Below are 26,086 nucleotides of genomic sequence, written 5' to 3'. Positions count from 1 at the left end.
CCACATTTTTCGACAGCTTATTGCGACGCAATAAAAAGGTCAATGTTGCTGCACTAATTGCGACTTTAGACGAACGAAGCGCCGCTCCATGGTGCGATCGGGTGTAGTCGCACGACCCTGTGTCAATCCTTCGTCGCGTCTGCAATCCTGGCGAGAGATTCGTCCCGGCCCAGAACTTCGAGAACATCAAAGATCCCCGGCGACGTAGAAGTTCCGGTGAGGGCCGCACGAAGTGGTTGCGCCAGCTTGCCGAGCTTCAGGCCAGCGGCCTCGGCGTGGGCCTTCACCGCCGCCTCAAGCTCCGCCGCAGTCCAGCCCGCAGCCCCGGCGAGAACGGGGGTCAGGGCCGCAAGGGCGGCATGGCCGCCATCGGCGAGGATCTGCTTCGCCTTGTCGTCCATGGGCAACGGACGGGCAGCATAGAGGAAGGCCGCTCCCTTCAGCAGCTCGACAAGCGTCTTGGCGCGCTCCTTCAGGCCCGGCATGGCCCGCAGCAGCTTCGCCTTCATCGCGTCGTCCGTGCGGGCGAGGAGTTCGGGGCCGCCTTCGGCGAAGGGCATGAAGGCGAGGAGATGCTGAAGCAGTTCCGCGTCGGCCGTGTGCCGGATGTAGTGGCCGTTCAGGTTCTCGAGCTTGGCAAAGTCGAACCGTGACGCCGACTTGCCGAGGGTCTTGAGATCGAACCATTCCACCAACTGCTCGGTCGAGAAGATTTCCTCGTCGCCATGGCTCCAGCCGAGGCGGGCGAGATAGTTGCGGAGTGCCGCCGGCAGATAGCCCATGGCGCGATAGGCTTCGACGCCAAGAGCACCATGACGCTTCGAGAGCTTGGCGCCGTCGGGCCCGTGAATGAGCGGCACGTGCGTCATCGACGGCACGCTCCAGCCCATGGCGAGATAGATCTGCGTCTGGCGGGCGGCATTGGTGAGGTGATCGACGCCGCGGATGATGTGGGTGACGCCCATGTCATGGTCATCGACCACGACGGAGAGATTGTAGGTCGGGTTGCCGTCCGACCTCAGGATGATGAGATCGTCGAGGTCCTTGTTCGGAATGACGACGCGGCCCTGGGCGTTGTCATCGATCACCGTCTCGCCTTCCTGCGGCGCGCGGAAACGGATCACGGGCTTCACGCCGGCAGGCGCCGTGGAGGGATCGCGGTCCCGCCACGTGCCATCGTAGCGGATGGGGCGCTTCTCGGCCTCGGCCTTGGCGCGCATCGCCTCCAGTTCCTGCGGGGTGCAGTAACAGTAGTAGGCCTTGCCGCGCTTCAGAAGCTCGTGGGCGACCTCGCGATGGCGGTCGGCACGGCCATACTGGGAAACGGCCTCGCCATCCCAGCCAAGGCCCAGCCACTTCAGGCCATCGAGAATGGCGACGATGGCGGCATCGGTCGAACGCTCCCGGTCGGTGTCCTCGATGCGGAGCAGCATCTTGCCGTTCCGGCCGCGAGCATAGGCCCAGTTGAACAGGGCGGTGCGCGCCCCGCCGATGTGCAGGAAGCCGGTGGGGGATGGAGCAAATCGGGTGATAACCGAAGACGCGTTGGGCGATGACATTTTACCCAGATTCCTTATAGCCTTGAGACAGGGGGCAGGCAGCTATGGCCTTTGTGCAGGCGGATAGCACAGGGGCCTTGTCCGTCAAAGGGCAGGGCCGGTGGTCCTTGGTCGCGCAAAGGGTCCGCCAGGGTCTGAGGGAGGCGGCCGAGGTGGAAGGCGCGCGCCTCACCGTGTGGGCGCCACTCCTGCTGGCTGCCGGCATTTGGCTGTATTTCAGCCTCACGAAGGAACCGGGCTGGCTGTTGGCGGCGGGCGGAGTTGGGGCTGCCGCGTTCCTCGCCTGGCGCGCCCGCGGCCATCCTGCGGTTCTCGCCCTTTGCCTCGTGATCACCGGATTTTTGAGCGCAGAGTTGCGCAGCCACTGGGTCGCAACACCGCTGGTGCGCGCCTATTCGCCCGGCGTGCATCTGGTGGGCCGGGTGGCGGATATCGACCGGCGCAGCGCCAAGCGCATGACGCTGGTGCTGGAGGTAGAGCAGGCCACCGGCTTGCCGCTCGAAGAAACGCCGCTCCGGGTGAAGATTCTTGCCACAGGTGTTCTCCCGCAGCCCAGGATCGGTGATCGGGTGGAAGGCGAGGCGATCCTGCTTCCCCTGCCGTTGCCGGTGGAGCCAGGCGCGTTCGACTATGGCCGCAGCCTGTTCTTCCAGTCGATCGGCGCCACGGGGCGCTTCACCACGCCATTCATCATCACCGACGAGACTGCACCGGCGGGTTTCCAGCTCTGGCGGACCTTTCATTCCATTCGCGCCGCCATCAGTGCACGGGTGACAGCCGTGATCGAGGGGCCGCTCGGCTCCTTCGCCGATGCCCTGATCACCGGAGAGCGCGCCAGCATCCCCAAGCCCATGATCGAGAGCCTGCAGAAGTCGGGGCTCTTCCACATTCTCTCCATCTCCGGCCTGCACATGGCGATCGTTGCGGGCGCCTCCTTCTGGCTGGTGCGGGCGCTGCTGGCCCTCTCATCGCGCCTCGCGCTCACCCGCCCGATCAAGAAGTGGGCGGCTCTGGCAGCACTTGCTGTCGCGACCTTCTACATGCTTCTCGCCGAAGGTGGTGCCGCCACCGAGCGCTCCTTCATCATGATCGCGGTGATGTTCTTCGCAATGGTGGTGGACCGTCCGGCGATCTCGCTGCACAATCTTGCGGTCGCTGCCATCATCATCCTGATCAGCACGCCCGAGCAGGCGACCGAGGCCAGCTTCCAGATGTCCTTCATGGCGGTGATGGGCCTTGCCGCCTTTTTCGAATGGTGGAACGGGCGGCGTGTCGATGAATACAGGGAGACGCGCAGCCGCATGGTGCGGTGGGCTGTCTCTTTGCGCGATCTCGTGATCAGCTCGCTTGCGACATCTGTGATTGCGGGCGTGCTCTCGGGTATTCCGGCGGCGCACCATTTCGGGCGTCTGGCGCCTTTCAGTATCGTGAGCAATGCTCTGGCACTGCCGCTGGTCAGCATTGCGGTGATGCCGATGGCGCTCCTCAGCGTATTGCTGATGCCTTTTGGTCTTGAGGACATTCCGCTTGAAATCATGGGGCAGGGACTGCGTGGCGTGATGTTCGTTTCGGACTGGGTGGCGGGCTGGCCGCACGCAGGCTTCTCCATTCCGCTCATTCCGGTGGGGGCCTCGGTGACGCTCTCCCTCGCGGCTGCACTGCTTGCGATTCCCCGGAGCGGCGCAAGATGGCTCTGCCTGCCGCTGCTCGTTGCGGGTCTGGTGCAGGGGTTCACGGCGCGGCCGGCAGACATGGTGGTGGAGGAGCGGACGGTGACGATAGCGGCGCTCAATGCTGATGGTCTCCTTGTGCCTCTGCCCGAGAGCGAGGGGCGCTACGCCGTTGGCCGATGGTTGATCGCGCGGGGAGACCGCGAGGGTGCCGCTGCCGCGGCGAAGCGGCCCCTGTGGACATGCACGCCGGCTCTCTGCACGGCGGAGGTCCGGGGCCGGCAGGTGGCCCTCCTGAAGGCGACGGCCGAACCCCTGAAACCGTGCCCGAAGGCGGATGCGTTGGTGGCCCAGTATCCACTGCGGCGCACCTGCCGGGGCGGCCTTGCCACCATCGACCGTTTCGATGTCTGGCGGCACGGGGCCCACGCGGTCACCTTCACCGGTGAAGGCGCCGTCGTAACAACGGCGCGCGGCGGGCAGGGTGACAGGCTGTGGACGGTGGTGCCCCGGCCGCGGGCAAAATCAGGCTTGCGCCGCGAGGCGGATTGACACATTCCGGTCGCCGCCGGGAGCCCATATGCCGGGCCTTCCAAGAGGATGAGAATGTCAGAGAGAGTGCCGCCGGACCTTGCGCAACTGCGGGCCGAAATCGACCGTGTCGACAGCGAACTGGTGCAGGTGCTGGCCCGCCGCCAGAAACTCGTGGAGCGGGTCGTCACCATCAAGGAACGTGACAATCTTCCGGCCTTCATCCCGGGGCGCATCGACGAGGTCTTGAAAAATGTCTCGCGCCAGGCCGAGGACGCCGGACTCTCGCCTGATCTGGCCCGCACCCTGTGGAAGGCGATGATTCACTGGTTCGTGGAACTGGAAGAGAAGCAGCTCAAGAAATCATGAGGCGCAGATCGTCTTGAGCGCCTGCCATTGTTCCGGTGTGAGCACCTGAACCGGCACCTGGCCCGCGGGCAATGGCGTGATGTTCTTGATCCGGTCATTGATGCCGGGATGGGTCGAGAAGATGTTGCCGATCTTGCCGAAGGTGGAGGCCGGGCCGGAAGACGATGAGGAACCACCTTCCTCCTTGCTGATCTTCTCGAAGAAAGTGCGAAGGCCCATGGGATCGATGCTCGCCTTCTGCATCGTCTCAAGGGCGAAGGCATCGGCCTCGCGCTCCGCCTCGCGCGAGTATTGCAGGAGCGTGGCGAGTGCCGCGATGTTGCTGGTGATATCGCCGCCGTTGCTGCCCGACATGACGCTGATCAGCACCTGAAGTCCGGTGAGGCGGACAAGCTGCACTTCCGGGTGGCGGTGCGCCACGTGGCCGATCTCGTGGGCGAGCACGCCGGCGATTTCCTCAGGCTTGTCGGCCTTCTCGAGAATGCCGCGGGTGAAGACGATCTTGCCGCCGGGGGCCGCAAAGGCGTTGACCAGCTGCATGTCGTAGACCTCCATGCTGATCGGCGGCAGGTCCGGATTGCCTTCTGCCAGCACGGCGATCATGGCGGACTTGGCGGCATTTCCGGCTGGCGTCTCGCAGCGGCGCGCCTTGTTCACGAGGCCGTTCACCACCTGATCGCCGACCCGGTTCCGCCAATCGTCGGGCAGGATGTTGGCGACCTTCTGCGGCAGGAACGACACCAGCACATAGCCGATGGCCGCAAGCGCCACGATGCCGCCACCGGTCCACGCCGCGACCTGGCCGAGATGCGCCCAGGAATAGCCGCCGCGCAGATGCCTGTGATTGTCGATGAGGCCGCGGATGAAGGCCTCGTCACGGATCACCAGCCGCGCACCGGGCTTGGAGGAGTGGGTGACACGGAAGGGCTGGCCGCTGGTCGGCGGATCGACAGGATGGAGCCCTGCGATGCTCCAACGGGTCTCCGGCACATCGGGCCCGGAAAAAACGATCTCCGAACCCTGAGCCGCAATCGTGACGGCGCGGTCACGGGCGTATTCGCCGTCGAAGTAAATGGCGTCGATGGCCATCACAGTCCTCCCACGTCGAAGGCATCGGCCAGGCCCTCGCCACGCTTGTCGAGCGGCACCTGCGATTGCCGGATGCGGTCCACATCGACCAGTCCCTCAAGCGACAGGCGGTCGATGACGAACTTCACCGTCCGCTGGTTCACGTAGGGCCAGCCGATACCCAGCGTGAAGATCAGGATCACCAGATTGATGAAGGCCAGCCAGATCACGGAGCCCGCCGTGGCATCGAGCTTGAAGGGCACGCCATCGAAGCGGGTGTAGTCGGCAAAGGTGCGCAACTCCTTGGCGATATAGACCGCCCACAGCATGGGAATGATCAGCGCCGTGAGGAGGAGGAAGATGACAAACGCGGCGACGAGATAGCTCACCGCCTTGTCGATGGTTTCGGGGGTGCCGGAATCGGAGAACAGGTCCTTCCAGAAATCGGCACTGGCCGAGGAGGCGGCGATCAAACTGACAATGATGATGAAGGCCACGAGGCTCAGCACCCAGCAGATGGCATAGGTGGGGTAAAGGGGGCCGGCGCGGCCCTTGAACTTGAAGGCGGCATCACCGAAGCGCATGTCGTTGGTGATCTGCTCCTGCAGCACCGTGTTCATGACCGGGGTGGCCCAGCCCAGGGACATGCCCTTGGCCATCAGGGAGCCGAAATAGAGCAGGCTGTAGGTCATGGCCGAGCCCGCCAGCGTGCCCCGGATGCCCCGCCACTGGGTGCGGGAGAGTTGGTACTTCCTGGCCTTGTAGATGGCGAATCCCCAGAACAGGTAGACCATCAGGATCACGATCATCTGGGGAATGATCATCAGGGGCGATTCGGGGCCATAGATCAGACCGATCAGGGCAATGCAGAGCACAATCGGCAGGACGAGGAACAGGAAGACGAAGAGGGCACCGAGGAAAAGCTCCTTGCCCTTGCCGGTGTACTCCAGCGGCTCGCCGTTGATGTGGACGCAGGACCAGATATGGTGGCGGACGTTCGTCTTGGCCCAGAATCGGTAAATGGAGAAGGTGACCAGGGAGAGCAGGAAGTTCACAATCGTGAGCTTCATCAGGCCTTTTCGGGGAACATAGGTAAAGGTCAGCCGTTCCGGCGGGCGCTGTGGCAGGTCGGTCATGAAGGAGAATCCCCGCGTTGTTGCGGGCCGCATCCTTTCCGCAGGCCTAGCAACCGTCAACCCAAGGTTTGCTAAAACTTAATGTGTCTTTCTAGCAACAGTTATCCATAATGTGGTGTTTCCCGCGCCACACCCTGAATCCGTGCCACGATCTGCCTCAATTGCCCGGTACGCGTCGTCGCAAGCGATACCGTCCTTACCCTATCCAAGTTCCGCCTGAATCCCGCAATTGTTCAGTCTTGATTGCCGGGTACCAGTCAAAGGAACAGCGATTCCCGGGCAAGTCCGGACGTCCAGAACAGGCGTGAAGAAAACGTGATGGGGATGCGTTTCAGTGGGAGAAAGTGGTCAGGCGGGCGCACAGCCGCGCTTGTGACCGCAGCTTGGATGGGGGCCTTGGCCTTCCATGGCCCGGCCTCTGCTCAGGAAGCCCTGAGCGACGAGGATCGCGCGGGCTTTTTCCGCTATCTCCCGGCAGCTCCCGAAATCAAACTCCCGAAGCTGAACATCGTTCCCTTCTGGACCGACGACCTCAAGAAGGCCCGCAAGGCCTACAACAAGGGCGACTACGACCGGGCGATGAAGTTCTTCAGCCGCGAGTCGGAAGGCGGCAACCCCGTTGCCGACTGGTACCTCGGTCACATGTACCGCCTCGGGCAGGGCGTTCCGGCCAGCGATGCCATGGCCTACAGCTATTACCAGCGGGTGGCGGAGAACTTCGATCCCGATGAACCGGATCACCAGCGCCTGCAGATCATGGTCGACAGCCAGATCTGGATTGCCAACTACATCCGCCGCGGCGTTCCGGAAGCCGGCATGAAGCCCGATCCTGCCCGCGCCGCCCGCGTCTATCTCCGCCTCGCCTCGACCTATGGTCATCCCGAAGCCAGCTTCGCGCTGGGCGTGATGAACCTGAAGGGCGAGGGCATGAAGAAGAACCCCGCCCAAGGCCTGAAATGGCTCACGGCTGCGGCCCGCAAGCGCCATCCCGAGGCCCAGGCCTATCTGGGCGACCTCTACTGGAAGGGCAATGCGGTGAAGCGCGATCAGGTGCGCGCGCTGATGTGGTACTCGCTGGCGGCGGAAACGGCCGACCCGCAAGAGGATCCCAACATCATCTCGCGCTACAACGAGATCAGCGGCGAGCTCGCGGAAGACGAGCGACTGGAAGCCCAGGCCCGGGCCCGCGTCTGGGCCGACCAGTATCCGGCTGCCAAGCACAACTGAACCCTTGATGCCGGCGTCTCACGCCGGTTCTGACGGCCGCGTCCAGATATAGATTCCCACCAGAACCATGGCTGCGGCCATGCCCACCGGGAACCAGATCGGCAGCGTCGCCCACACGAACAGCACGATGGCCATGGCCGACATCATGGCGGTGGCCAGCCACTTGGCCCTGAGCGGAATGACGCCGTGGTCCTGCCAGTCCCGGATGTAGGGGCCAGCCTGGGGGTGGTTACGGATCTTTTCGGCAAGCGCGGGCGAGGCCCGGCTGAAGGCCCAGACGGCGACCAGGAGAAATGGGGTGGTGGGCAGGATCGGCATGGCGATCCCGGCCAAACCCAGAAGTACGCAGATCCATCCCAGCAGAAGATAAAGTGGCTTTGCCAGCCTTTCGAAGCTCATGGCGCGGATGCTTGCACCAGCCGGACGAATGATGCAATCACAGGACATGACAGATCAGGACAGCGGAAAAGAAGGTGGCCGGGGCGGCCAGGACGACCAGAAGACGTCCTTCTTCGCGCGTGTACGGACCTATTTCTTCACCGGCGTGGTGATCATTGCGCCCGCCGCCATCACCGTGTGGGCGACGCTGTGGTTCATCTCCCTGTTCGACAGCTTCATCAAGCCGCTCATTCCGCTGCACTACAATCCCGACACCTATCTCCCCTTCAAGGTGCCGGGCACGGGGCTCGTCCTTTCCTTCATCCTCATCACGCTGGTGGGCGCGCTGGCCGCCAATCTCGTGGGCCGCACCCTCATCGGCTGGTGGGACAGCCTCATCCACAAGACGCCGATCGTCCGTTCCGTCTACAAGGGCACGAAGCAGATCTTCGAGACCCTGTTCTCGGAGAAGGGCTCCTCCTTCCGTTATGTCTGCCTCGTCGAGTGGCCGCGCCGAGATGCCTGGTCCATAGCCTTCATCTCGCGTGAGATCGACGGCAGCGAAGTGGGTCTCGAGGCCGGACGCCCGATGTATGCGGTCTATGTCTCGACCACGCCGAACCCCACATCAGGCTATGTGTTCTTTGCCGACCGCAAGGACGTGAAGGTGCTGTCCATGTCGGTGGAGGATGGCTTGAAGCTCGTCATCTCCATGGGCCTCGTCTTCCCGGACAAGCCGATGGCGAAATCGGCCGAGGTGGCTGCCGCGCGTCTGGCTGCGCCCGAGGTCGTGCCGCCCGCGCCGGAAGCGAAGCCCGCCACAAAGCGCCGTCCCGCGCGTAAGACATCACGCAAATAGTTCAGCCGGACGTCACCAGCCGGATCGCTTCATCCCGCTCGAAGAGATAGAGCAGGGTGCGGAGCGCAGCCCCGCGTTCACCTGAAAGCGCCGGGTTCTTCTGCAGGATGAGCGAGGCATCGTCACGCGCCGCGCTGAGAAGGTCACCGTGGCTTGAAATGTCGGCGAGCCGGAACACGGGCAGGCCCGATTGCAGCGTGCCCAGCATCTCGCCCGCGCCGCGCAGGCGCAGGTCTTCCTCGGCAATGCGGAAGCCATCCTCGGTGTCGCGCATGATCTGCAGGCGGGCCTTGGCGGTCTCACCGAGGGGATCGCCATAGAGCAGCAGGCAGGATGATTTCGCCGAGCCGCGCCCCACACGACCCCGCAGCTGATGCAACTGGGCAAGGCCGAAGCGTTCGGCATTCTCGATCACCATGATCGAAGCCTCGGGCACATCGACGCCAACCTCGATCACGGTGGTGGACACGAGGATCGAAAGCGCGCCTTCCTTGAAGGCGGCCATGACGGAATCCTTGTCCTTGCCCTTCATGCGGCCGTGGACGAGGCCGACCTTGCCGGGAAAAGCCTTGGCGAGTGCCTCGAAACGGTCTTCGGCGGCGGCCATGTCCACCACTTCGCTTTCCTCCACCAGCGGGCAGACCCAATAGGCGCGGACACCCTGCGAGATGGAGCGCGCAAGCCCCGTCACCACATCGTCGATGCGGGCCAATGGCATCACCCGCGTATCGATGGGCTGGCGGCCCGCCGGTTTTTCGGTGAGCTTGGAGACATCCATGTCGCCATAGACCGTGAGGGCGAGCGTGCGCGGGATGGGTGTTGCCGTCATCACCAGAAGATCGGGCGTCTGTTCCGCCTTTGCCTGCAAAGCCAGGCGCTGGTGCACGCCGAAGCGGTGCTGTTCGTCGATCACCACAAGGCCGAGATCACGGAACACCACATCATCCTGGAACAGCGCATGGGTGCCGACGAGGATGTCTATGTTGCCCGCCGCCACATCGGCCAGAAGCGTTTCGCGTGCGGCACCTTTCTCGCGGCCCGTGAGCAGCCCGAGGCGAAGGCCCGCAGCGGGTGCAAGCTTCGACAGCGTGGCGAGATGCTGGCGCGCGAGAATTTCCGTGGGCGCCATCAGCGCACCTTGCGCGCCCGCTTCCACGGCCGCTGCAAGGGCGAGCAGTGCGACCACCGTTTTGCCCGCGCCGACGTCGCCCTGCAGCAGGCGGATCATGCGAAGGGGCTGTGCCATGTCCTTGAGGATATCGCTGACGGCGGCGCTCTGTGCGCCCGTCAGTGTGTAGGGCAGGGCGTTGATGATGGCGGCGCGTTTGTCGCCCGTGCCGCGCAGGCTGCGGCCGCTCGCACGCTTCATGTGATGCCGCACCAGCATCAGGGCAAGCTGGTTGGCCAGCAGTTCGTCATAGGCAAGCCGCTGCCGCGCCGGGCTCTGCGCTTCGAGAACGGCGGGCGATGAGGGATGGTGACACTCCTTCAGCGCGGCAGAAAAAGGCGGCCAGGCATTTTTGGAGAGCCACGCCGCATCCTGCCATTCGGGGAGCGCAGGCAAGCGGGCGAGCGACGCCTGCATCGCCTTCGTCACCGCCTTGTGGGACAGCCCCGCCGTCATTGGATAGACGGGCTCGATGAGCGGCAGGTGCGTGAACTCCTCGCGCGTCACGATGTGGTCGGGATGGCTCATCTGCGCCTGCTCACGATACCACTCGATGGCGCCCGAGATCACCCGCACCTCGCCCTCCGGAAGCACACGCTTCAGGTGATCGGGGAAGGCCCGGAAGAAGACGAGACCCATGGTGCCCGTGTCATCCGACACCTCGACGCGGTAGGGAATGGCGGCCCGGCCCCGCGGCGGCGGCTTGTGACGCCCGACTGTGACTTCAACCGTCACGATACCTTTCTCCGGCAACTGGTTGATCCGGCAACGATAACGCCGGTCCACCAGACCCGATGGCAGATGCAGCAGCAGATCGACGAGGCGCACCCCGCCGGCGCGCCCGAAGAGGCGGGCGAAGAGCGCCTCCACCTTGTCGCCGACGCCCTTGAGGCTGGTGACGGAGGCAAAGAGGGGGGTGAGCACGTCCGGACGCATGGCCGTCTTGTCCTTCGGAACGGGTTGCGGCGCAAGCCTTGTCCTCTATAAGCGGGGGCATCATGACATCCCGCGATCCCCTTGAAACCCGGCGCAAGCGCCTGCTGTGGCGCGCCACCAGGCGCGGCATCAAGGAAATGGACATCATCGTGGGCGGCTTTGCGGAAGCCCGTCTTTCCACGCTCGAGGCTGCCGAACTGGATGCCTTCGAGCGCGTTCTCGATATCCCCGACCAGGATCTTCTCTCTTACGCCACACGGCAGAGCGACATTCCGCCCGACCTGCGGAGCGACATGCTCGACGCCGTTCTGGCCTTCAGGCCCGTACCACGTTCATGACTGCCCTTGCCGATCTGACCTCCCGCCTGACCGTGTCAGGCCGCTTCATTGCCGCAGGCCTGCCCGGCGGTCTGGAGGCGGCCGTGCTTCCGGAGATGGTGACGGCGGCGGGCACGCGCGGGCTGATCCATGTGTGCATCGACGATCAGTCGCTCGCACTCTTGGCGGAGCAGCTGGCATTCTTCGCGCCCACGCTCCGCATCCTGCGCTTCCCCGCCTGGGACTGCCTGCCGTACGACCGCGTCTCGCCGTCGCCCGACATCATCGCGCAGCGCCTTGCGACCCTTGCCGAACTGGCGCGGCCGCTGCAGGCGCCGACCCTCGTGCTCACCACCGTCAACGCCATGCTGATGCGGACGGTGGGTTCGGAGGTGGTGCGCGAGGCCTCGTGGTCCGCGGCGCCGGGGCAGCGCGTGGACGGCAACCAGCTGACGGCCTTTCTCGCCGACAACGGTTATTCCCGCACCGGCACTGTGGTTGATCCCGGCGACTTCGCGGTGCGCGGCGGACTGATCGACATCTATCCGCCGGGGCAATCCTCGCCCGTCCGCCTCGACTTCTTCGGCGACACACTGGAGAGCATCCGCACCTTCGATCCCGAGACGCAGCGCACCACAGACCAGCTGAAGCGCCTCACCATCAACCCCGCCAACGAGGTGCTGCTGAACCACGACAGCATTGCCCAGTTCCGCAAGTCCTACGCCGAGGCCTTCGGCGGCATTGATACCTCGGACCCCCTCTATGAAAGCGTGACTTCGGCTCGCCGCTATCAGGGCATGGAGCACTGGCTGCCGCTCTTTCACGCCAGCCTGTCGCGGCTTGTGGACTTCGTGCCCGATGCGGTGATCACGCTCAGCCACACGGCTCTGGAAGCCGCAACCGCCCGGCACGAGCAGATCGCCGAATACTTCGACGCCCGCAAGGAGGCGCTGACCAAGCAGAGCTTCGGTGCTGCGCCCTACAAGCCGCTGCCGCCGTCGCGCCTCTTCGTGATGGCGGAGGAATGGACGCAGTTGCTTGCGGACCGTTCGGTGGTGGAGATCACTCCCTTCGAGCGGCCCGAGGGCAATGCCGTCTCCTTCGGCGGACGCCGGGGCAGGGGCTTTGCGGCGGAGCGCGCGGAAGCGGGCGGCAACGTCTACGAAGCGGTGAAGGCCCACATCGAGACGCTGCGCAAGGCGGGCAAGCGCGTGGTGCTGGCGGCATGGTCGGAGGGCTCGGCGGAACGTCTCGCCACCATCCTGCGCGACCATGAGGTGCAGGCCATCGCCGATGCCAAGACCTGGGCGGATGTGACGGGCCGCGCGGCCTCGCTCGTCAACATCGTGGTGCTGCCACTCGAAGAGGGCTTCGAGACGGACGACATTGCCGTCATCGCCGAACAGGACATTCTGGGCGACCGCATGGTGCGCCGTGCCCGACGGGCCCGCAAGGCTGCGGATGTCATCTCCGAACTCGCCTCGCTCACGCCCGGCGACTACATGGTGCACGTCGATCACGGCATCGGTCGCTTCGAGGGCCTGCGCACCATCGAGGTGCAGGGAGCACCGCACGACTGCCTGCTGCTCATCTATCACAACAACGACCGCCTCTTCATACCTGTTGAGAACATTGATCTCCTCTCGCGCTACGGCTCCGAAACGGAGGGCGTGCAGCTTGACCGTTTGGGCGGCGGCGCCTGGCAGGCGAAGAAGGCGCGCCTCAAGGAGCGCATCCGCGAGATTGCCAACGACCTGATCAAGACGGCGGCGGCGCGCGAATTGAAGCCGGGCGACATCCTCGCCCCGCCGGAAGGCGCCTTCGACGAGTTCTGTGCCCGCTTCCCCTATGAGGAGACCGACGACCAGTTGAGCTCCATCGAGGCCGTGCTGGACGACCTGCAGCGCGGGCGGCCGATGGACCGTCTCGTCTGCGGTGACGTGGGCTTCGGCAAGACAGAGGTCGCACTGCGGGCGGCCTTCGTTGCGGCTTACGCCGGCAAGCAGGTGGCCGTGGTGGTGCCGACGACGCTTCTTGCCCGCCAGCATTTCCGCACCTTCAGCGAGCGCTTCAAGAACTTGCCGCTCAAGCTGGCCCAGGCCTCGCGGCTCGTCGGCCGCAAGGAAGTGGAGGAGGTCAAGAAGGGCCTCGCCGACGGCAGCATCGACATCGTCGTGGGCACCCACGCGCTGCTACAGGGCACGGTCACGTTCCGCGACCTCGGCCTTCTCATCATCGACGAGGAGCAGCACTTCGGCGTGAAGCACAAGGAACGCCTGAAGGAGATGAAGTCGAACGTGCACGTTCTGACGCTGACGGCAACGCCGATCCCGCGCACATTGCAGCTCTCACTCTCCGGCGTGCGCGACATGTCGCTCATCGCCACGCCGCCCATCGACCGCCTTGCGGTGCGCACCTATGTGACGCCCTTCGACCCCGTGGTGATCCGCGAGCATCTGCTGCGTGAGCATTTCCGTGGCGGGCAGAGCTTCTACGTGGTGCCGCGCATCACCGACCTCGACGAAATTGCCGCCTTCCTGCGCGAGAGCGTGCCGGAGGTGAAGTTCCGCACCGCCCACGGGCGCATGGCGCCGACGGAACTTGAGGACATCATGACCGGTTTCTATGACCGGGCCTTCGACGTGCTGCTCTCGACCACCATCGTGGAGTCGGGTCTCGACATCCCGACGGCGAACACGCTGATCGTGCACCGGGCCGACATGTTCGGCCTCGCCCAGCTCTACCAGATCCGTGGCCGCGTCGGGCGCTCCAAGACCCGCGCCTATGCCCTGATGACCACGCCCGCCAACCGGGCCATGTCGGCGCAGGCCGAACGCCGCCTGAAGGTGTTGCAATCGCTCGACTCGCTTGGGGCAGGCTTCACGCTGGCAAGCCATGACCTCGACCTGCGCGGGGCTGGCAACATCCTGGGCGAGGAGCAGTCCGGCAACATCCGCGAGGTGGGCTACGAGCTTTACCAGACCATGCTGGAAGAGGCGGTGGCGCAGATGCGCGCCGGCGACCTTGAAGCCGCGAGCGATGGCCAGTGGTCGCCGCAGATCAACATCGGCACATCGGTGCTGATCCCGGAAGATTATGTGTCCGACCTACAGGTGCGCCTCGGTCTCTACCGCCGCCTTGCCGACTTCAAGGAACAGTCGGACCTCGATGCCTTTGGCGCGGAACTGCATGACCGCTTCGGCAAGTCGCCGGAGGAAGTGCAGCACCTGCTCGACATTGTTTCGATCAAGCTGCTCTGCCGCACCGCCAATGTGCAGGCGGTGGATGCGGGCGCAAAGGGCGCATCGATCACCTTCCGCAACGGCGTGTTCCCCAATCCGCCGGCCCTCGTGAAGTGGATCGCGGGGCAGGGCACGCTGGCAAAGCTCCGGCCCGACATGAAGCTTGTGATCATCCGCGACTGGCCGACGGCTGCCGGCCGCCTCAAGGGCACGCGGCAGCTGCTCCAGAACCTCGTGAAACTGGCAACGAACCCCTGAGCAGCTCAGGCCTGCTCGGCTGCGGCTTTGCGGATGGCGTCGGCAATGAAGGTGGGTGACTGCGCACCCACCACGCCGTAGCGGCTTGCCAGAATGAAGGTGGGCACACCGGTGACGCCGATCGCCTGCGCCTGCTGCACTTCGGCCATGACGGCATCTGTATCGTCGTTGCTGGCGAGCTTCGCTTTCACCCAATTGGCGTCGAGGCCGTTGGCGGCGGCAACGGCGGTGAGCACGGCATGGTCGCCCACATCCTGGCCCTTGTTCCAGTAGGCCATGAAGAGGGCCTCGGCGACGGCGCCCTGTACGTCATGCTGCTGCGCCCAACGGAGTAGGCGGTGGGCATCGAGCGTGTTCGGCGTGCGCGTGATCTTGTCGAATTGGTAGGGAACGCCATCCTCCTTGCCCGCCTGGATCAGCGGATCATGAATGGTCTTGAGGCGCTCTTCGCCAAACTTCGCCACCATGTAGGCGTGCCGGTCCATGCCCTGGCGGGGAATGCTGGGATCGAGGAAGAAGGGCCGGAAAATCACCTGAACCGGCACATCCGGAACCATTGCCAAGGCCTTGTCCAGCCTGCGCTTTCCCAGGAAGCACCAGGGGCAGATCACGTCCGAGACGACATCGATGTTGAGGCTCATGCTGATCTCACGGGTTCCGCCAGAGGGTGGTTGCTTCGAAGCCCGGCAGCGGCTGCTTCTCGGGCCTGCCGATGGTGGACCAGCGCGCCACCCATTGTCCACCCGCGTCGTAGAAGGGCACGAGATAGTGACCGGCGACAAGCAGGCGGTCCTCGGCCCGGACGGCGGATTCGAATTCTTCCTCGGAGTTGGCCTTCAGCATGGCGTCGATGGCTGCATCCACCTTGGGGTCGGCAATGCCGGCATAGTTGCGGGTGCCCTCGGTCTTGCGGCCGTCGCTGCCGAAGTAGAGCTTCTGCTCGTTGCCGGGCGAGAGCGAGTTGAACCACGTCACCGGGATCATGTCGTAGTCGTAGGTCTTCTGGATCGAGGTGAACTGGGCAGGATCAATGAGCCGCACATCGACGCGGATGCCGATCTGCTTGAGGGTGCGCTGATAGTGGAGCGCGATCTTTTCCTGATCGCTGTTGGCAAGTGTCAGCGTGAAGGCGAAGGGTTCGCCCGCAGCATTCACCATGGCGCCGTCCTTGATCGTCCAGCCCGCGTCGGCGAGAAGGGCTACCGCCGCGCGCAGCACCTTGCGGTCGCGCCCCGAGCCGTCGCTCACAGGAAGCCGGTAGGTTCCGTCGAGGTAATCCTTTCGCAGGCCGTCCGCACCGATGATGGCAAGCTCGCGCTCATCCGCCGGCTTGCCGAGCGAGGAGAGGTCCGAGCCGCTGTAGTAGCCGAAGGTCCGCTTGTACGCGGCACCGAAGAGGTTGGTGTTCGCCCATTCGAAGTCGAAGGCCATCACAAGCGCTTCGCGGACGCGCACATCCTCGAAGATCTTGCGGCGCGTGTTGAAGACGAATCCCGAGGTGGGCGCAGGCGAGCGCTGCGTCACCGTCTCCTTGATCAGCTTGCCCTCCGACACGGCAGGAAAATCATAGCCCGAGGTCCAGCGCACCGGGTCGGTCTCGATCCGCACATCCGCGTCGCCCTTCTTCAGCGCCTCGAAGGCGGCATTGGCATCACGGAAATAGTCGTAGCGGAGCGTATCGAAGTTCCACAGACCCTTGTTCAGCGGCAGGTTCTTGCCCCAGTAGTTCGGGTCCTTCTTGTAGGTGATGCTCTCGCCCGCCTTCACCTCGCTGATGACGTAGGGGCCGGAGCCCACGAGCGGCTCGAGCGTTGTCACGTCGAAGTCCTTGCCCTCCCACGCCTTCTTGGGAAGGACCGGCATCAGGCCCACAATGAGCGGCAGTTCCCGGTCGCCGCCCTGTTGCTTGAAGACCACGGTATGGTCATCCGGCGTTTCGACCGAGGTCACCTTGGAATAGGAGTTCTTGAAGTTGGGGCGGCCCTTGTCGCGCAGCGTCTCCATGCTCCACACCACATCGGCGGCGGTGACGGGTGAGCCGTCGGAGAAATGCGCCTCGGGTCTGATCTTGAAGGTGAAGGTTGAGCGGTCGTCGGAGACGTCGATGCTTTCGGCAAGGAGGCCGTAGAGCGAGAAGGGCTCGTCCCAGTTTCGTCCCATCAGGCTTTCGAAGACGAGGGTGCGGACGTTGAAGCCGGCGGTGCCCTTGATGATGAAGGGGTTCAGGCTGTCGAAGCTGCCCGAAAGGGCCTGCCGCAGCGTGCCGCCCTGGGGTGCATCGGGATTGACGTAAGGCAGGTTCTTGAAGTCGGGCGGAAGGGCGGGCTCGCCGTGCATCGCGATACTGGGCGCGGGGGCAGACACTGCGGCCGTGGCAAGACTGGCGAATGTGGCGAGGGCGCAGCCGAGGGTTTTGAGGAAGTGCATGGAATCACCGCTGAATATGACAGTCGGCAGAACGCTGCCCGGATTTCGTGGCGGGAGCAAGGATATGGAGAATTGCTCCTGAAGCGAAAAATGCCCGCATAAGTGGCGGGCATTTTCCGGTGATGGGGCTGGCTTCAGCGCGCGATGATGTTGGCGAACTGCCAGGGATCGCGCTTATCCGGCGCGGTCTCGAACAGGTCCACGCGGGACTTGAGTGGGTTCCAGTCGGTATAGACGCCTTCGACCGAGCCGAGATAGGGACGCTGCACTTCGAGGCAGCGTGCGTAGTCCATCTCGTCCGTCTCGACGATGCCGGCGGTCGGGTTCTCAATCGCCCAGACCATGCCGGCGAGCACGGCCGAGGTCACCTGCATGCCGGTGGCGTTCTGATACGGCGCGAGCTTGCGGGCCTCTTCGATGGTGAGGCGCGAGCCGTACCAATAGGCATTCTTCTTGTGGCCGTAGAGCAGCACACCGAGTTCGTCCTTGCCGTCCACGATCTCGTTTTCCTCGAGGATGTGGTTGTGCGTCTGGCGCTTGCCGCCGGCACCCAGCAGCTCGTGCCACGACAGCACCGCATCGTTCGAGGGGTGATAGGCATAGTGGCAGGTCGGGCGATAGCTCACCGTGCGGCCGCTCTTCACCGTGAAGTAGTCGGAGATCGAGATGGCCTCGTTGTGGGTGACGAGGAAGCCGAAGTGGGCGCCCGCCTCCGGCGTCCAGGTGCGCACGCGCGTATCCGCGCCGGGGCGCTCGAGATAGATCGCCGCACCGCAGCCGCCCTTGTGGCGGCGGCCTTCCGGCGGCAACTTCTTCTCATGCGTGCCCCAGCCGAGTTCGGCGGGCTGCAGGCCTTCCGAGACGAAGCCTTCGATCGACCAGGTGTTGATGAAGGTGTCGAGCGGCTTGGGCTTCTTGGCGCGCTGCGTGTCGCGTTCGGCAACGTGAATGCCCTTCACGCCGACCTTCTTCATGAGTTTGCCCCAGCCCTCACGGGTCTTGGGCACGTCATGGGAGATGTTGAGGTCGGTGGCGATGTTGAGCAGCGCCTGCTTCACCAGCCACGAGACCATGCCGGGATTGGCACCGCAGCAGGAGACGGCCGTCGGACCTTCTCCGAACTTTCGCTTCAGGGCGAGCAGGCCTTCGCGCATCACGTAGTTGGAGCGCGCGGCGGAACCGAGCTTGGGATTGTAGTAGAAGCCGGGCCACGGCTCGATCACCGTGTCGATGTAGAGCGCACCCACCTCGCGCGCGAGGCGCATCAGGTCGAGGCAATCGACGTCCACCGACAGGTTGACGAGAAAGGCGGGCGAGGGGCCGGCGGTGAGGAGCGGCTTCAGCTCCTTCTTGTAGTTCTCGCGTGTGATCGCCTGCTGCACGAAGCGCACGCCAAGCTCGTCGGCGATGTGCTTCGAGGCCGTCGACGGATCGATGACGGTGATCTTGCTCTTGTCGCAGCCGAGATGGCGCAAGATGAGCGGCATCACGCCACGGCCGATGGAGCCGAAGCCCACCATCACGATCGGGCCATTCCAGGTGACGTGCCGGGTCAAGTTGCTCATGATAATCATTCTCCTCGTGTCTTCCGTCGCGGGGGGAAAGGGGCCGCTAGGCGCGGCAGGCTGAATAGGGCTTACGCGCTGTGATGCAAGAAGAATCTTGTCCTTTTTCTGGTGCCAGCAGCCGCCGCGGAATGAGGCAATCGCGCGGTAAACAGCCGCCTTTTCTGGCAGTTTGTGATTTGCGGCTCAAATCGCCATATTGCCCCGAACGATTCGCGTTTTTTCAAGCAGGACCTGATGGCAAAAGCTTCCAAAGCCAGTGACGATCTTTTCGGCGAGGTGCCGCAGTCAAAGAAGCAGGCGCCCAAGACGCCCGCCAAGTCGCGCGGTGAAGAGAGCTACACCGCCGCCGACATCGAGGTGCTGGAAGGCCTCGAGCCTGTCCGCCGCCGCCCCGGCATGTACATCGGTGGCACCGACGAGAAGGCGCTGCATCACCTCTTCGCCGAAGTGATCGACAACTCCATGGACGAAGCAGTGGCAGGCCACGCCACCCGCATCGAGGTGGAGTATGACGCCGACGGCTATCTCGCCGTCACCGACAACGGCCGCGGCATGCCCGTCGACAACCATCCCAAGTTCAAGGACAAGTCGGCGCTTGAAGTCATCATGACGATGCTGCATGCGGGCGGCAAATTCGACTCCGGAGCCTACGACACCTCGGGCGGTCTCCACGGCGTGGGCGTCTCGGTGGTGAACGCGCTGTCGGAACACGTCATTGTTGAAGTGGCGCGCGGCCAGCAGCTCTACCGCCAGGAATTCCGTCGCGGCAAGCCGGTGGGCAAGCTTGCAAACCTCGGCAAGGTCTCGGGCCGCCGGGGCACGACCGTGAAGTTCAAGCCCGACGACCAGATCTTCGGCAAGGGCACTACCTTCAATGCGGCCCGCCTCTACAAGATGGCGCGTTCGAAGTCGTATCTGTTCGGCGGCGTGGAAATCCGCTGGCGTTGTGCGCCCGTGCACCTGAAGGACAAGGAGATCCCGGAAGAGGCGGTGTTTCACTTCCCCGGCGGCCTGAAGGACTTCCTCGCCGAGCGGCTGGAAGGGAAGACCCGCGTCGTCGACGACATCTTCTCCGGCAAGGTGGAGAAGGAAGAGGGCCATGGCAGCGTCGAATGGGCGGTTGCGTGGTTCGGCGGTGATGATGGCTTCATCTCGTCCTACTGCAACACCATTCCGACGCCCGAAGGCGGCACCCACGAAATGGGTTTCCGCACCGCGCTCACGCGCTCGCTCAAGAACTATGCGGAACTGGCGGGCAACAAGCGCGCCGGCGTGATTCAGACCGACGACGTGATGGTGCAATCGGGGGCGTTGCTCTCGGTCTTCATCCGCGAGCCGGAATTCCAGGGCCAGACCAAGGACAAGCTGGCCACGGTGGAAGCCGTCCGCATCGTCGACCGCGCGGTGTCGGACCATTTCGATCATTGGCTCACCGGCCATCCGGCCCAGGCCGACAAGCTGCTCGACTGGATCATCGAGCGCGCCGAGGAGCGCATCCGCCGCCGTGCCGAAAAGGAAGTGGGCCGCAAGACTGCGGTGCGCAAGCTTCGCCTTCCGGGCAAGCTTGCCGATTGTTCTGCAACGCAGGCACAGGGTTCCGAACTTTTCATCGTCGAGGGTGACTCGGCCGGTGGTTCCGCCAAGCAGGCCCGCAACCGCGAGACGCAAGCCGTGCTGCCCTTGCGCGGCAAGATCCTGAACGTCGCCAACGCCGGCAAGGACAAGATGGCGCAGAACCAGCAGCTCTCGGACCTGATCCAGGCGCTTGGTGCCGGCACCGGCTCATCCTACCGCGAGGAAGACCTGCGGTACGACAAGATCATCATCATGACCGACGCCGACGTGGACGGCGCCCACATCGCCTCGCTGCTCATCACCTTTTTCTACCGGCAGATGCCTGCGCTGATCGACGAGGGTCATCTCTATCTCGCCGTGCCGCCGCTCTACCGCATCAGCCAGGGCGGCAAGAATGCTTATGCACGCGACGATGCCCACAAGGAGCATCTGCTCAAGACCGAGTTCTCGAGCCGCGGCAAGGTGGAGGTCGGGCGCTTCAAGGGCCTGGGCGAAATGACCGCGCCGCAGCTCAAGGAAACCACCATGGACCCCTCGAAGCGCACGCTGCTCCGCGTCTCTCTCTCGGAAGCGGCCCGCACCAGCACGGCAAAGGTGGTGGAACAGCTCATGGGCAACAAGGCCGAGGAGCGCTTCAACTTCATCTCCGAGCGCGCCGCCTTCGTGAGCGAAGATGGCCTCGACATCTAAACCTTTTGTTTCAGGTGATGCCGCTCACCCGCACGTATTCGCCGGGGGCGTCGCAGATCACGGAGAGGCCGCCTTCGCCCGGAACGGGCGCGGTGATCTTGTCGCCGGACTTCGCCGTCACCCATTCAAGCCAGTGCGGCCACCAGGAACCCGCATGTTCCGTGGCGGTCTTCAGCCACTCGGAATGCGACGTCGCCGACTTGCCGTCGGTCCAGTACTGATACTTGTTGGCGGCGGGCGGATTGACCACGCCCGCGATATGACCCGAGCCCGAAACGACCAGCGTCGTCTCGCCGCCGAAATACTTTCCGAGACGGAAGACCGAGGGAAGCGGCGCGATGTGATCTTCCTTGGCGGCGAGGTTGTAGATCGGCGCCTTCACCTTCTTCAGGTCGATCCGCACATTGTCGAGCACCAGCTTGCCGTGGGAGAGCTTGTTCTCGAGATAGCATTCGCGGAGATAGAAGGAGTGCACGCCCGCCGGCATGCGCGTTGAATCGCTGTTCCAGTAGAGCAGGTCGAAGGGCGCCGGGTCCTTGCCGAGGAGATAGTTGTTCACGACATAGGACCAGATCAGGTCGTTCGAGCGCAGAAGGTTGAAAGCATCCGCCATGCGGTTGCCGGGCAGATAGCCCTTGTCCTGCATCCGCTCCTCGATCCACTTCACCTGGTCTTCATCGACATAGACCAGCAGATCGCCTGCCTTCTCGAAATCCACTTGGGTGGTGAAGAAGGTGGCGGAGTTAATGCGTTCGTCGCCCTTGGCGGCGAGGTAGCCCATGGTGGAGGCGAGCAGCGAGCCGCCGATGCAGAAGCCGACGGTATTGACTTTGGGCGCAGCCGTGGCCTTCTGCACCGCGTCGATGGCGGTGAGGATGCCTTCGCGCATGTAGTCTGAGAAACTCTTGCGGCCCAGACGCTCGTCGGCGTTCACCCACGAGATGATGAAGACAGTGAGGCCGTTCTCCACGCACCACCTCACGTAGGACTTCTGCGCCGTGAGATCGAGGATGTAGAACTTGTTGATCCACGGCGGCACGATGAGCAGCGGGATCTCGTAGGTGCGCGCCACCTGCGGGCTGTACTGGATGAGTTCGAAGAGGTCGTTGCGGAAGACGACCTTGCCCAGTGTGGTGGCGATGTTCTCGCCCAGCTTGAAGGCGGTGCCATCGACCTGACTGATGCGGAGGCGTCCCTGCACCTGGCTCAGGTCCTTCTGGAACTTCTCCATGCCGCGCAGCAGGTTCTCGCCACTCGTGGCAAGCGTGGTGCGCAGCACCTGCGGATTGAGCAGCACAGAGTTCGAGGGCGAGAGCGCGTTGGCGATGTTTTCGACGTAGAAGCGCGCCTTCTGCTTCGTGTGCTGATCGAGGCCTTCGGCCGTATCCACGAGCTGCAGGGCCCAGCGGGTCGAGATGAGATAGATCTGCTTGATGAAGTCGTAGACGGAGTTCTCCACCCAGTCCTTGTCCTTGAAGCGCTTGTCGGACTTGGACGGCTCGACGACCGGCTCCACCTGCATGCCCATGACCTTGGCCCAGGAGCGGTTCCAGACTTCGGTGTACTGCGCCCAGAGATGGTTCTGCGCCTCCATGAAGCGCTTGGGGTCCGCCATCTGCGCCTGCCACACATCGCCCAGCGTCTTGCTCACCTGGGCAATGGGGATGATCTGGGTTTCGGCTTCTTCCTTGCTGGCCTCGGGGTGCGACGATAGGGTCTGCGCCAGCACGGCCGCCTGCTCGGCGAGCTTGGCCAGGTTCTGGGCAAAGCGGGCCGGGTCCGGGAGGCTGAAATCGGCAAGGGGTGCGGGCTTGGAATCGCTCATGGGGACCTGTCGCAAGAATACTCAATCAATTTAGGCACGTGGGGACTGAGGGCAAGGCCTTTCCTTGCCAAATCGGGGTCCGGGGGCCATAAGTCCCGCTAAATTGCTGAAGGCACAAGACATACAAATGACCAACGCGCTCAGACTGGGGATTGCCGGACTCGGAACCGTGGGAACCGGCGTCCTCGACATCGTGAAGAAACATGGAAGCCTGCTGACCCAGCGGGCGGGCTGCCCGGTTGTGGTCACGGGTGTCTCCGCCCGCAGCAAGGGCAAGGACCGCGGCCATGACCTCTCGAAGCTGGATTGGCATGACGATCCTGTTGCACTTGCGAAGGCGGCCAATGTCGATGTCTTCATCGAACTGATCGGCGGCGACTCCGGCCCGGCCAAGGCCGCGGTGGAGGCGGCCATTGCCGCCGGCAAGCACGTGGTTACCGCCAACAAGGCGCTGCTCGCCCATCACGGCACGGCCCTGGCGCGCGCCGCCGAAGAGAAGGGCGTGATGCTGAACTTCGAAGCGGCGGTCGCAGGCGGTATTCCCGTCATCAAGACCCTGCGCGAGGGGCTTGCCGGAAACGGCGTGCGCCGCATCTTCGGCATCCTCAACGGCACCTGCAACTACATCCTCACCAAGATGGCGGACGAAGCCCGCAGCTTCGCCGACGTCCTGGCCGAGGCGCAGAAGCTCGGTTATGCCGAGGCCGATCCGACCTTCGACGTGGGCGGCTTCGATACGGCCCACAAGCTCGCGGTCCTCACCTCGCTCGCCTTCGGTACGCAGGTGAACGTCGACAAGATTGCGATCGAGGGGATCGAGGCGATCACCCTCGAGGACATCCGCAATGCCGCCCAGCTCGGCTACAAGATCAAGCTGCTGGGCGTTGCCGTGGAGCATGAAGGCGGGGTTGAGCAGCGTGTCCATCCCACGCTCGTTCCCAAGAACTCGCCCGTCTCGGAAACCGATGGCGTCTTCAACGCCGTGGTGATCCGTGGCGACTTCGTGGGCGACCTGATGCTGGAAGGCCGTGGTGCGGGTTCGCATCCCACGGCGTCTGCCGTGATTGGCGACGTCGTGGATATCGCGCGCGGCAACCGCCGCCCGGTCTTCGGCATTCCCGCGAAGGACCTGAAGCCGTTCCGCCAGGCGCCGCAGAAGGCGCATGAGGGCGGTTACTACGTGGCGCTCCGCCTGCACGACAAGCCGGGCGCGGTTGCCGCCGTGGCGCGCATCCTCGCCGACGAGAAGATCTCGATCGAGAGCATTGTCCAGCGCGGCAAATCGTCGGGGAACGAGGCGCGGGATACCGCACCCTTCATCCTCATCACCCACAACACGCTCGAACAATCGATCCGCAACGCCATCGGCAAGATCGAGAACGATGGCCATGTGGCCGGCCGACCGCGCGTGATCCGCATCGAGCGTCTGTGACGCCGGACACGCGTGTGGAGCAGCAGCCTGCCTTTCTGAACGTTTCGAAATCCGCCAAGGGCCTCCGCTGGCAGGCGCGGCTTGCCGACCAGCGCGTGGCCGAAGCCATGGCCCAGCGCCATGAGCTTCCTGAAATTCTCTGCCGCGTGCTGGCGGGGCGCAACGTGCCGCTGGAAGACGCGGAAGGCTTTCTCAATCCCACGCTGCGCACGCTGATGCCGCAACCCGGCGTTTTCCGTGACATGGAGAAGGGCGCGGAGCGTCTGGCCGCCGCCATCCGTGCGGGCGAGAAGATCGGCATCATCTCCGACTATGATGTGGACGGTGTTTCGTCGGCCGCGCTCATGCTGCACTTCCTCCATGCCGCGGGGAGCGATGCCCGCGTGCATATCCCCGACCGCCTCACGGAAGGCTACGGGCCCAGCGAGACGGCAGTGCGCACGCTTGCGAGTGAAGGCACAAAACTTCTGCTCACGCTCGATTGCGGCGTGCTCTCCCATGATCCGCTGGCTCATGCCGCCGAGCTTGGCATGGAGGCCATCATCGTCGATCATCACCAGGCGGGTGCGGAGCTGCCGCAGGCCCATGCGGTGATCAATCCGAACCGGCAGGACGATCTGTCGGGGCAGGGGCATCTCTGTGCCGCAGGCGTGGTGATGATCCTGATTGCCACCACCAACCGCATCCTCCGCCAGCATGGCTACTACGCAACAGGCCGCGCCGAGCCCAACATGCTGCAGTGGCTTGAACTCGTGGCGCTCGCCACCGTCTGCGATGTTGTGCCGCTCAAGGGGCTGAACCGCGCCTACGTCACGCAAGGCCTCAAGATCATGGCGCGCCGTGAGAACCTCGGTCTTGCCGCACTCGCCGATGTGGCGGGCCTCAAGCGCCGCCCGGACGTCTATGCCCTGGGCTTCATGCTGGGCCCGCGCCTCAATGCAGCGGGGCGCGTCGGCCATGCCGACGAGGCGCTGGCGCTGCTCATGGCGAAGGACAAGGGCGAGGCGGCGCAGCTTGCCCGCAATCTCGATGACCTCAATCGCAAACGTCAGGCGATCGAGATGCGCGCTGTAGATGAAGCAGTAGCCATGGCCGAACTCGAACTCGGCAAGGAAGCGAAGCCCGCCGTGATCCTCGCTGCCGCAACCGGATGGCATCCCGGTGTGGTCGGTCTCGTCGCGGCCCGGCTCAAGGAACGCTTCCGCCGCCCGGCCTTCGCGCTTGCCATCAATAGCAAGACCGGCGTGGCCGTGGGCTCCGGCCGCTCGGTGACGGGCGTCGACCTCGGAAGCGCCGTCCGCGCTGCCCTCGAGGCGGGTCTCCTCAGCAAGGGCGGAGGCCACGCCATGGCGGCCGGCCTCACCGTCGAGACCGCGAAGCTCGCGGACCTCCGGCAGTTCTTCGGTGAGCGCCTGAGTGCCGCGGTAGAGGCCGCCCGGGACGAATCCCTGTTGGTCGATGGCGCGCTCACGGCGACTGCCGCCAACCTCGACCTCATCGAACTCCTGGAGCAGGCAGGGCCCTATGGCTCGGCCCATCCGTCGCCGCTCTTCGTCTTTCCGGCCCACCGGGTGATCTATGCCGATGCGGCGGGCAGCGACCACGTCCGCTGCACCGTGGTGGGCAGCGACGGCACCCGGATGAAGGCGATTGCCTTCCGTGCCATGGGCACGCCGCTAGGCGAATTGCTGCTCTCCGAGCGGCAAATGCCGATCCACATTGCGGGCAGGCTCGTAGCGGACGAATGGGGGGCAAAGCGGGTTCCTAGCCTGCAGATCGAGGACGCGGCAGCGTTAACGTGATGTTGGACCGGGTTATTCTTGGCGCTTGCCAAGCCGGATTTGCCCACCT

The 26,086-nt window shown here is 64.3% G+C and carries 18 protein-coding genes; 9 read left to right on the top strand and 9 right to left on the bottom strand.

Translation table 11 applies throughout. The features are described 5' to 3' along the window. Nucleotides 1-122 precede the first annotated feature (122 nt). Entirely contained in the window at nt 123-1,559 is a 1,437-nt protein-coding gene (gltX, locus tag QM801_RS08550; protein WP_415018788.1) for a glutamate--tRNA ligase, read from the bottom strand. 152 nt (nt 1,560-1,711) lie between these two features. Between gltX and QM801_RS08545 the strand changes: the two genes are divergently transcribed. Together QM801_RS08545 and QM801_RS08540 are read left to right on the top strand one after the other, a co-directional pair. After that, a complete protein-coding gene (locus QM801_RS08545; RefSeq protein ID WP_415018787.1) occupies nt 1,712-3,781 on the top strand; it encodes a ComEC/Rec2 family competence protein in 2,070 nt (689 codons plus the stop codon). A 54-nt stretch (nt 3,782-3,835) separates the two neighbouring features. Further along, on the top strand, nt 3,836-4,129 hold the full coding sequence (locus tag QM801_RS08540; RefSeq protein WP_415018786.1) for a chorismate mutase: 294 nt from the start codon (nt 3,836-3,838) through the stop codon (nt 4,127-4,129). On the opposite strand, the gene QM801_RS08535 is transcribed toward QM801_RS08540, so the two are convergent. Beyond that, nucleotides 4,124-5,218, bottom strand: a complete 1,095-nt coding sequence (locus QM801_RS08535) for a M48 family metallopeptidase (RefSeq protein ID WP_415018785.1) — start codon at nt 5,216-5,218, stop codon at nt 4,124-4,126. The two genes, QM801_RS08540 and QM801_RS08535, sit on opposite strands and share 6 nt — an antisense overlap. Continuing rightward, complete coding sequence (locus tag QM801_RS08530) at nt 5,218-6,333, bottom strand: YjgN family protein (RefSeq protein ID WP_415018784.1); 1,116 nt, start codon at nt 6,331-6,333, stop codon at nt 5,218-5,220. The genes QM801_RS08535 and QM801_RS08530 overlap by 1 nt, the downstream gene beginning before the upstream one ends. Nucleotides 6,334-6,729: 396 nt before the next feature. Here QM801_RS08530 and QM801_RS08525 point away from each other — a divergent pair, with 396 nt between their 5' ends. Next, nucleotides 6,730-7,560 (top strand): tetratricopeptide repeat protein, encoded by an 831-nt coding sequence (locus QM801_RS08525; RefSeq protein ID WP_415018783.1) that lies wholly within the window; start codon nt 6,730-6,732, stop codon nt 7,558-7,560. A gap of 18 nt (nt 7,561-7,578) precedes the next feature. On the opposite strand, the gene QM801_RS08520 is transcribed toward QM801_RS08525, so the two are convergent. Continuing rightward, nucleotides 7,579-7,959, bottom strand: coding sequence for a YbaN family protein (locus QM801_RS08520; protein ID WP_415018782.1), 381 nt, complete (start codon nt 7,957-7,959; stop codon nt 7,579-7,581). A gap of 46 nt (nt 7,960-8,005) precedes the next feature. On the opposite strand from QM801_RS08520, the gene QM801_RS08515 reads away from it, so the two are divergent. Further along, nucleotides 8,006-8,797, top strand: coding sequence for a DUF502 domain-containing protein (locus QM801_RS08515; protein WP_415018781.1), 792 nt, complete (start codon nt 8,006-8,008; stop codon nt 8,795-8,797). A 1-nt stretch (nt 8,798) separates the two neighbouring features. Here the strand turns inward: QM801_RS08515 and recG are convergent, their stop codons facing one another. Further along, nucleotides 8,799-10,901, bottom strand: a complete 2,103-nt coding sequence (gene recG / locus QM801_RS08510) for an ATP-dependent DNA helicase RecG (RefSeq protein WP_415018780.1) — start codon at nt 10,899-10,901, stop codon at nt 8,799-8,801. Nucleotides 10,902-10,963: 62 nt separating this feature from the next. On the opposite strand from recG, the gene QM801_RS08505 reads away from it, so the two are divergent. Further along, nucleotides 10,964-11,239 (top strand): succinate dehydrogenase assembly factor 2, encoded by a 276-nt coding sequence (locus QM801_RS08505; RefSeq protein WP_415018779.1) that lies wholly within the window; start codon nt 10,964-10,966, stop codon nt 11,237-11,239. Continuing rightward, entirely contained in the window at nt 11,236-14,718 is a 3,483-nt protein-coding gene (gene mfd / locus QM801_RS08500) for a transcription-repair coupling factor (protein ID WP_415018778.1), read from the top strand. Before QM801_RS08505 ends, mfd begins: the two co-directional genes overlap by 4 nt. 5 nt (nt 14,719-14,723) lie before the next feature. Here the strand turns inward: mfd and QM801_RS08495 are convergent, their stop codons facing one another. From QM801_RS08495 to QM801_RS08485, 3 genes are all read right to left on the bottom strand, one after another. Continuing rightward, nucleotides 14,724-15,359 (bottom strand): DsbA family oxidoreductase, encoded by a 636-nt coding sequence (locus QM801_RS08495; RefSeq protein WP_415018777.1) that lies wholly within the window; start codon nt 15,357-15,359, stop codon nt 14,724-14,726. A 7-nt stretch (nt 15,360-15,366) separates the two neighbouring features. Beyond that, nucleotides 15,367-17,145, bottom strand: coding sequence for an extracellular solute-binding protein (locus tag QM801_RS08490; RefSeq protein ID WP_415018776.1), 1,779 nt, complete (start codon nt 17,143-17,145; stop codon nt 15,367-15,369). A gap of 134 nt (nt 17,146-17,279) precedes the next feature. Next, nucleotides 17,280-18,710, bottom strand: coding sequence for a homospermidine synthase (locus QM801_RS08485; protein WP_415018775.1), 1,431 nt, complete (start codon nt 18,708-18,710; stop codon nt 17,280-17,282). 237 nt (nt 18,711-18,947) lie between these two features. Between QM801_RS08485 and parE the strand changes: the two genes are divergently transcribed. Continuing rightward, nucleotides 18,948-20,978, top strand: a complete 2,031-nt coding sequence (parE, locus tag QM801_RS08480) for a DNA topoisomerase IV subunit B (RefSeq protein ID WP_415018774.1) — start codon at nt 18,948-18,950, stop codon at nt 20,976-20,978. 10 nt (nt 20,979-20,988) lie between these two features. On the opposite strand, the gene QM801_RS08475 is transcribed toward parE, so the two are convergent. After that, nucleotides 20,989-22,803, bottom strand: a complete 1,815-nt coding sequence (locus QM801_RS08475) for a PHA/PHB synthase family protein (protein WP_415018773.1) — start codon at nt 22,801-22,803, stop codon at nt 20,989-20,991. 127 nt (nt 22,804-22,930) lie between these two features. Here QM801_RS08475 and QM801_RS08470 point away from each other — a divergent pair, with 127 nt between their 5' ends. After that, a complete protein-coding gene (locus tag QM801_RS08470; RefSeq protein ID WP_415018772.1) occupies nt 22,931-24,235 on the top strand; it encodes a homoserine dehydrogenase in 1,305 nt (434 codons plus the stop codon). Then, nucleotides 24,232-26,037: a single-stranded-DNA-specific exonuclease RecJ gene (gene recJ / locus QM801_RS08465; RefSeq protein WP_415018771.1), complete on the top strand. Its 1,806-nt coding sequence runs from the start codon at nt 24,232-24,234 to the stop codon at nt 26,035-26,037. The genes QM801_RS08470 and recJ overlap by 4 nt, the downstream gene beginning before the upstream one ends. Nucleotides 26,038-26,086: the final 49 nt, after the last annotated feature.

Source organism: Aestuariivirga sp., from assembly GCF_047600585.1.
GTDB lineage: Bacteria > Pseudomonadota > Alphaproteobacteria > Rhizobiales > Aestuariivirgaceae > Aestuariivirga.
The sequence above is the reverse complement of the archived record's forward strand: the minus strand, read 5'-3'. Positions and strand labels throughout refer to the sequence as shown.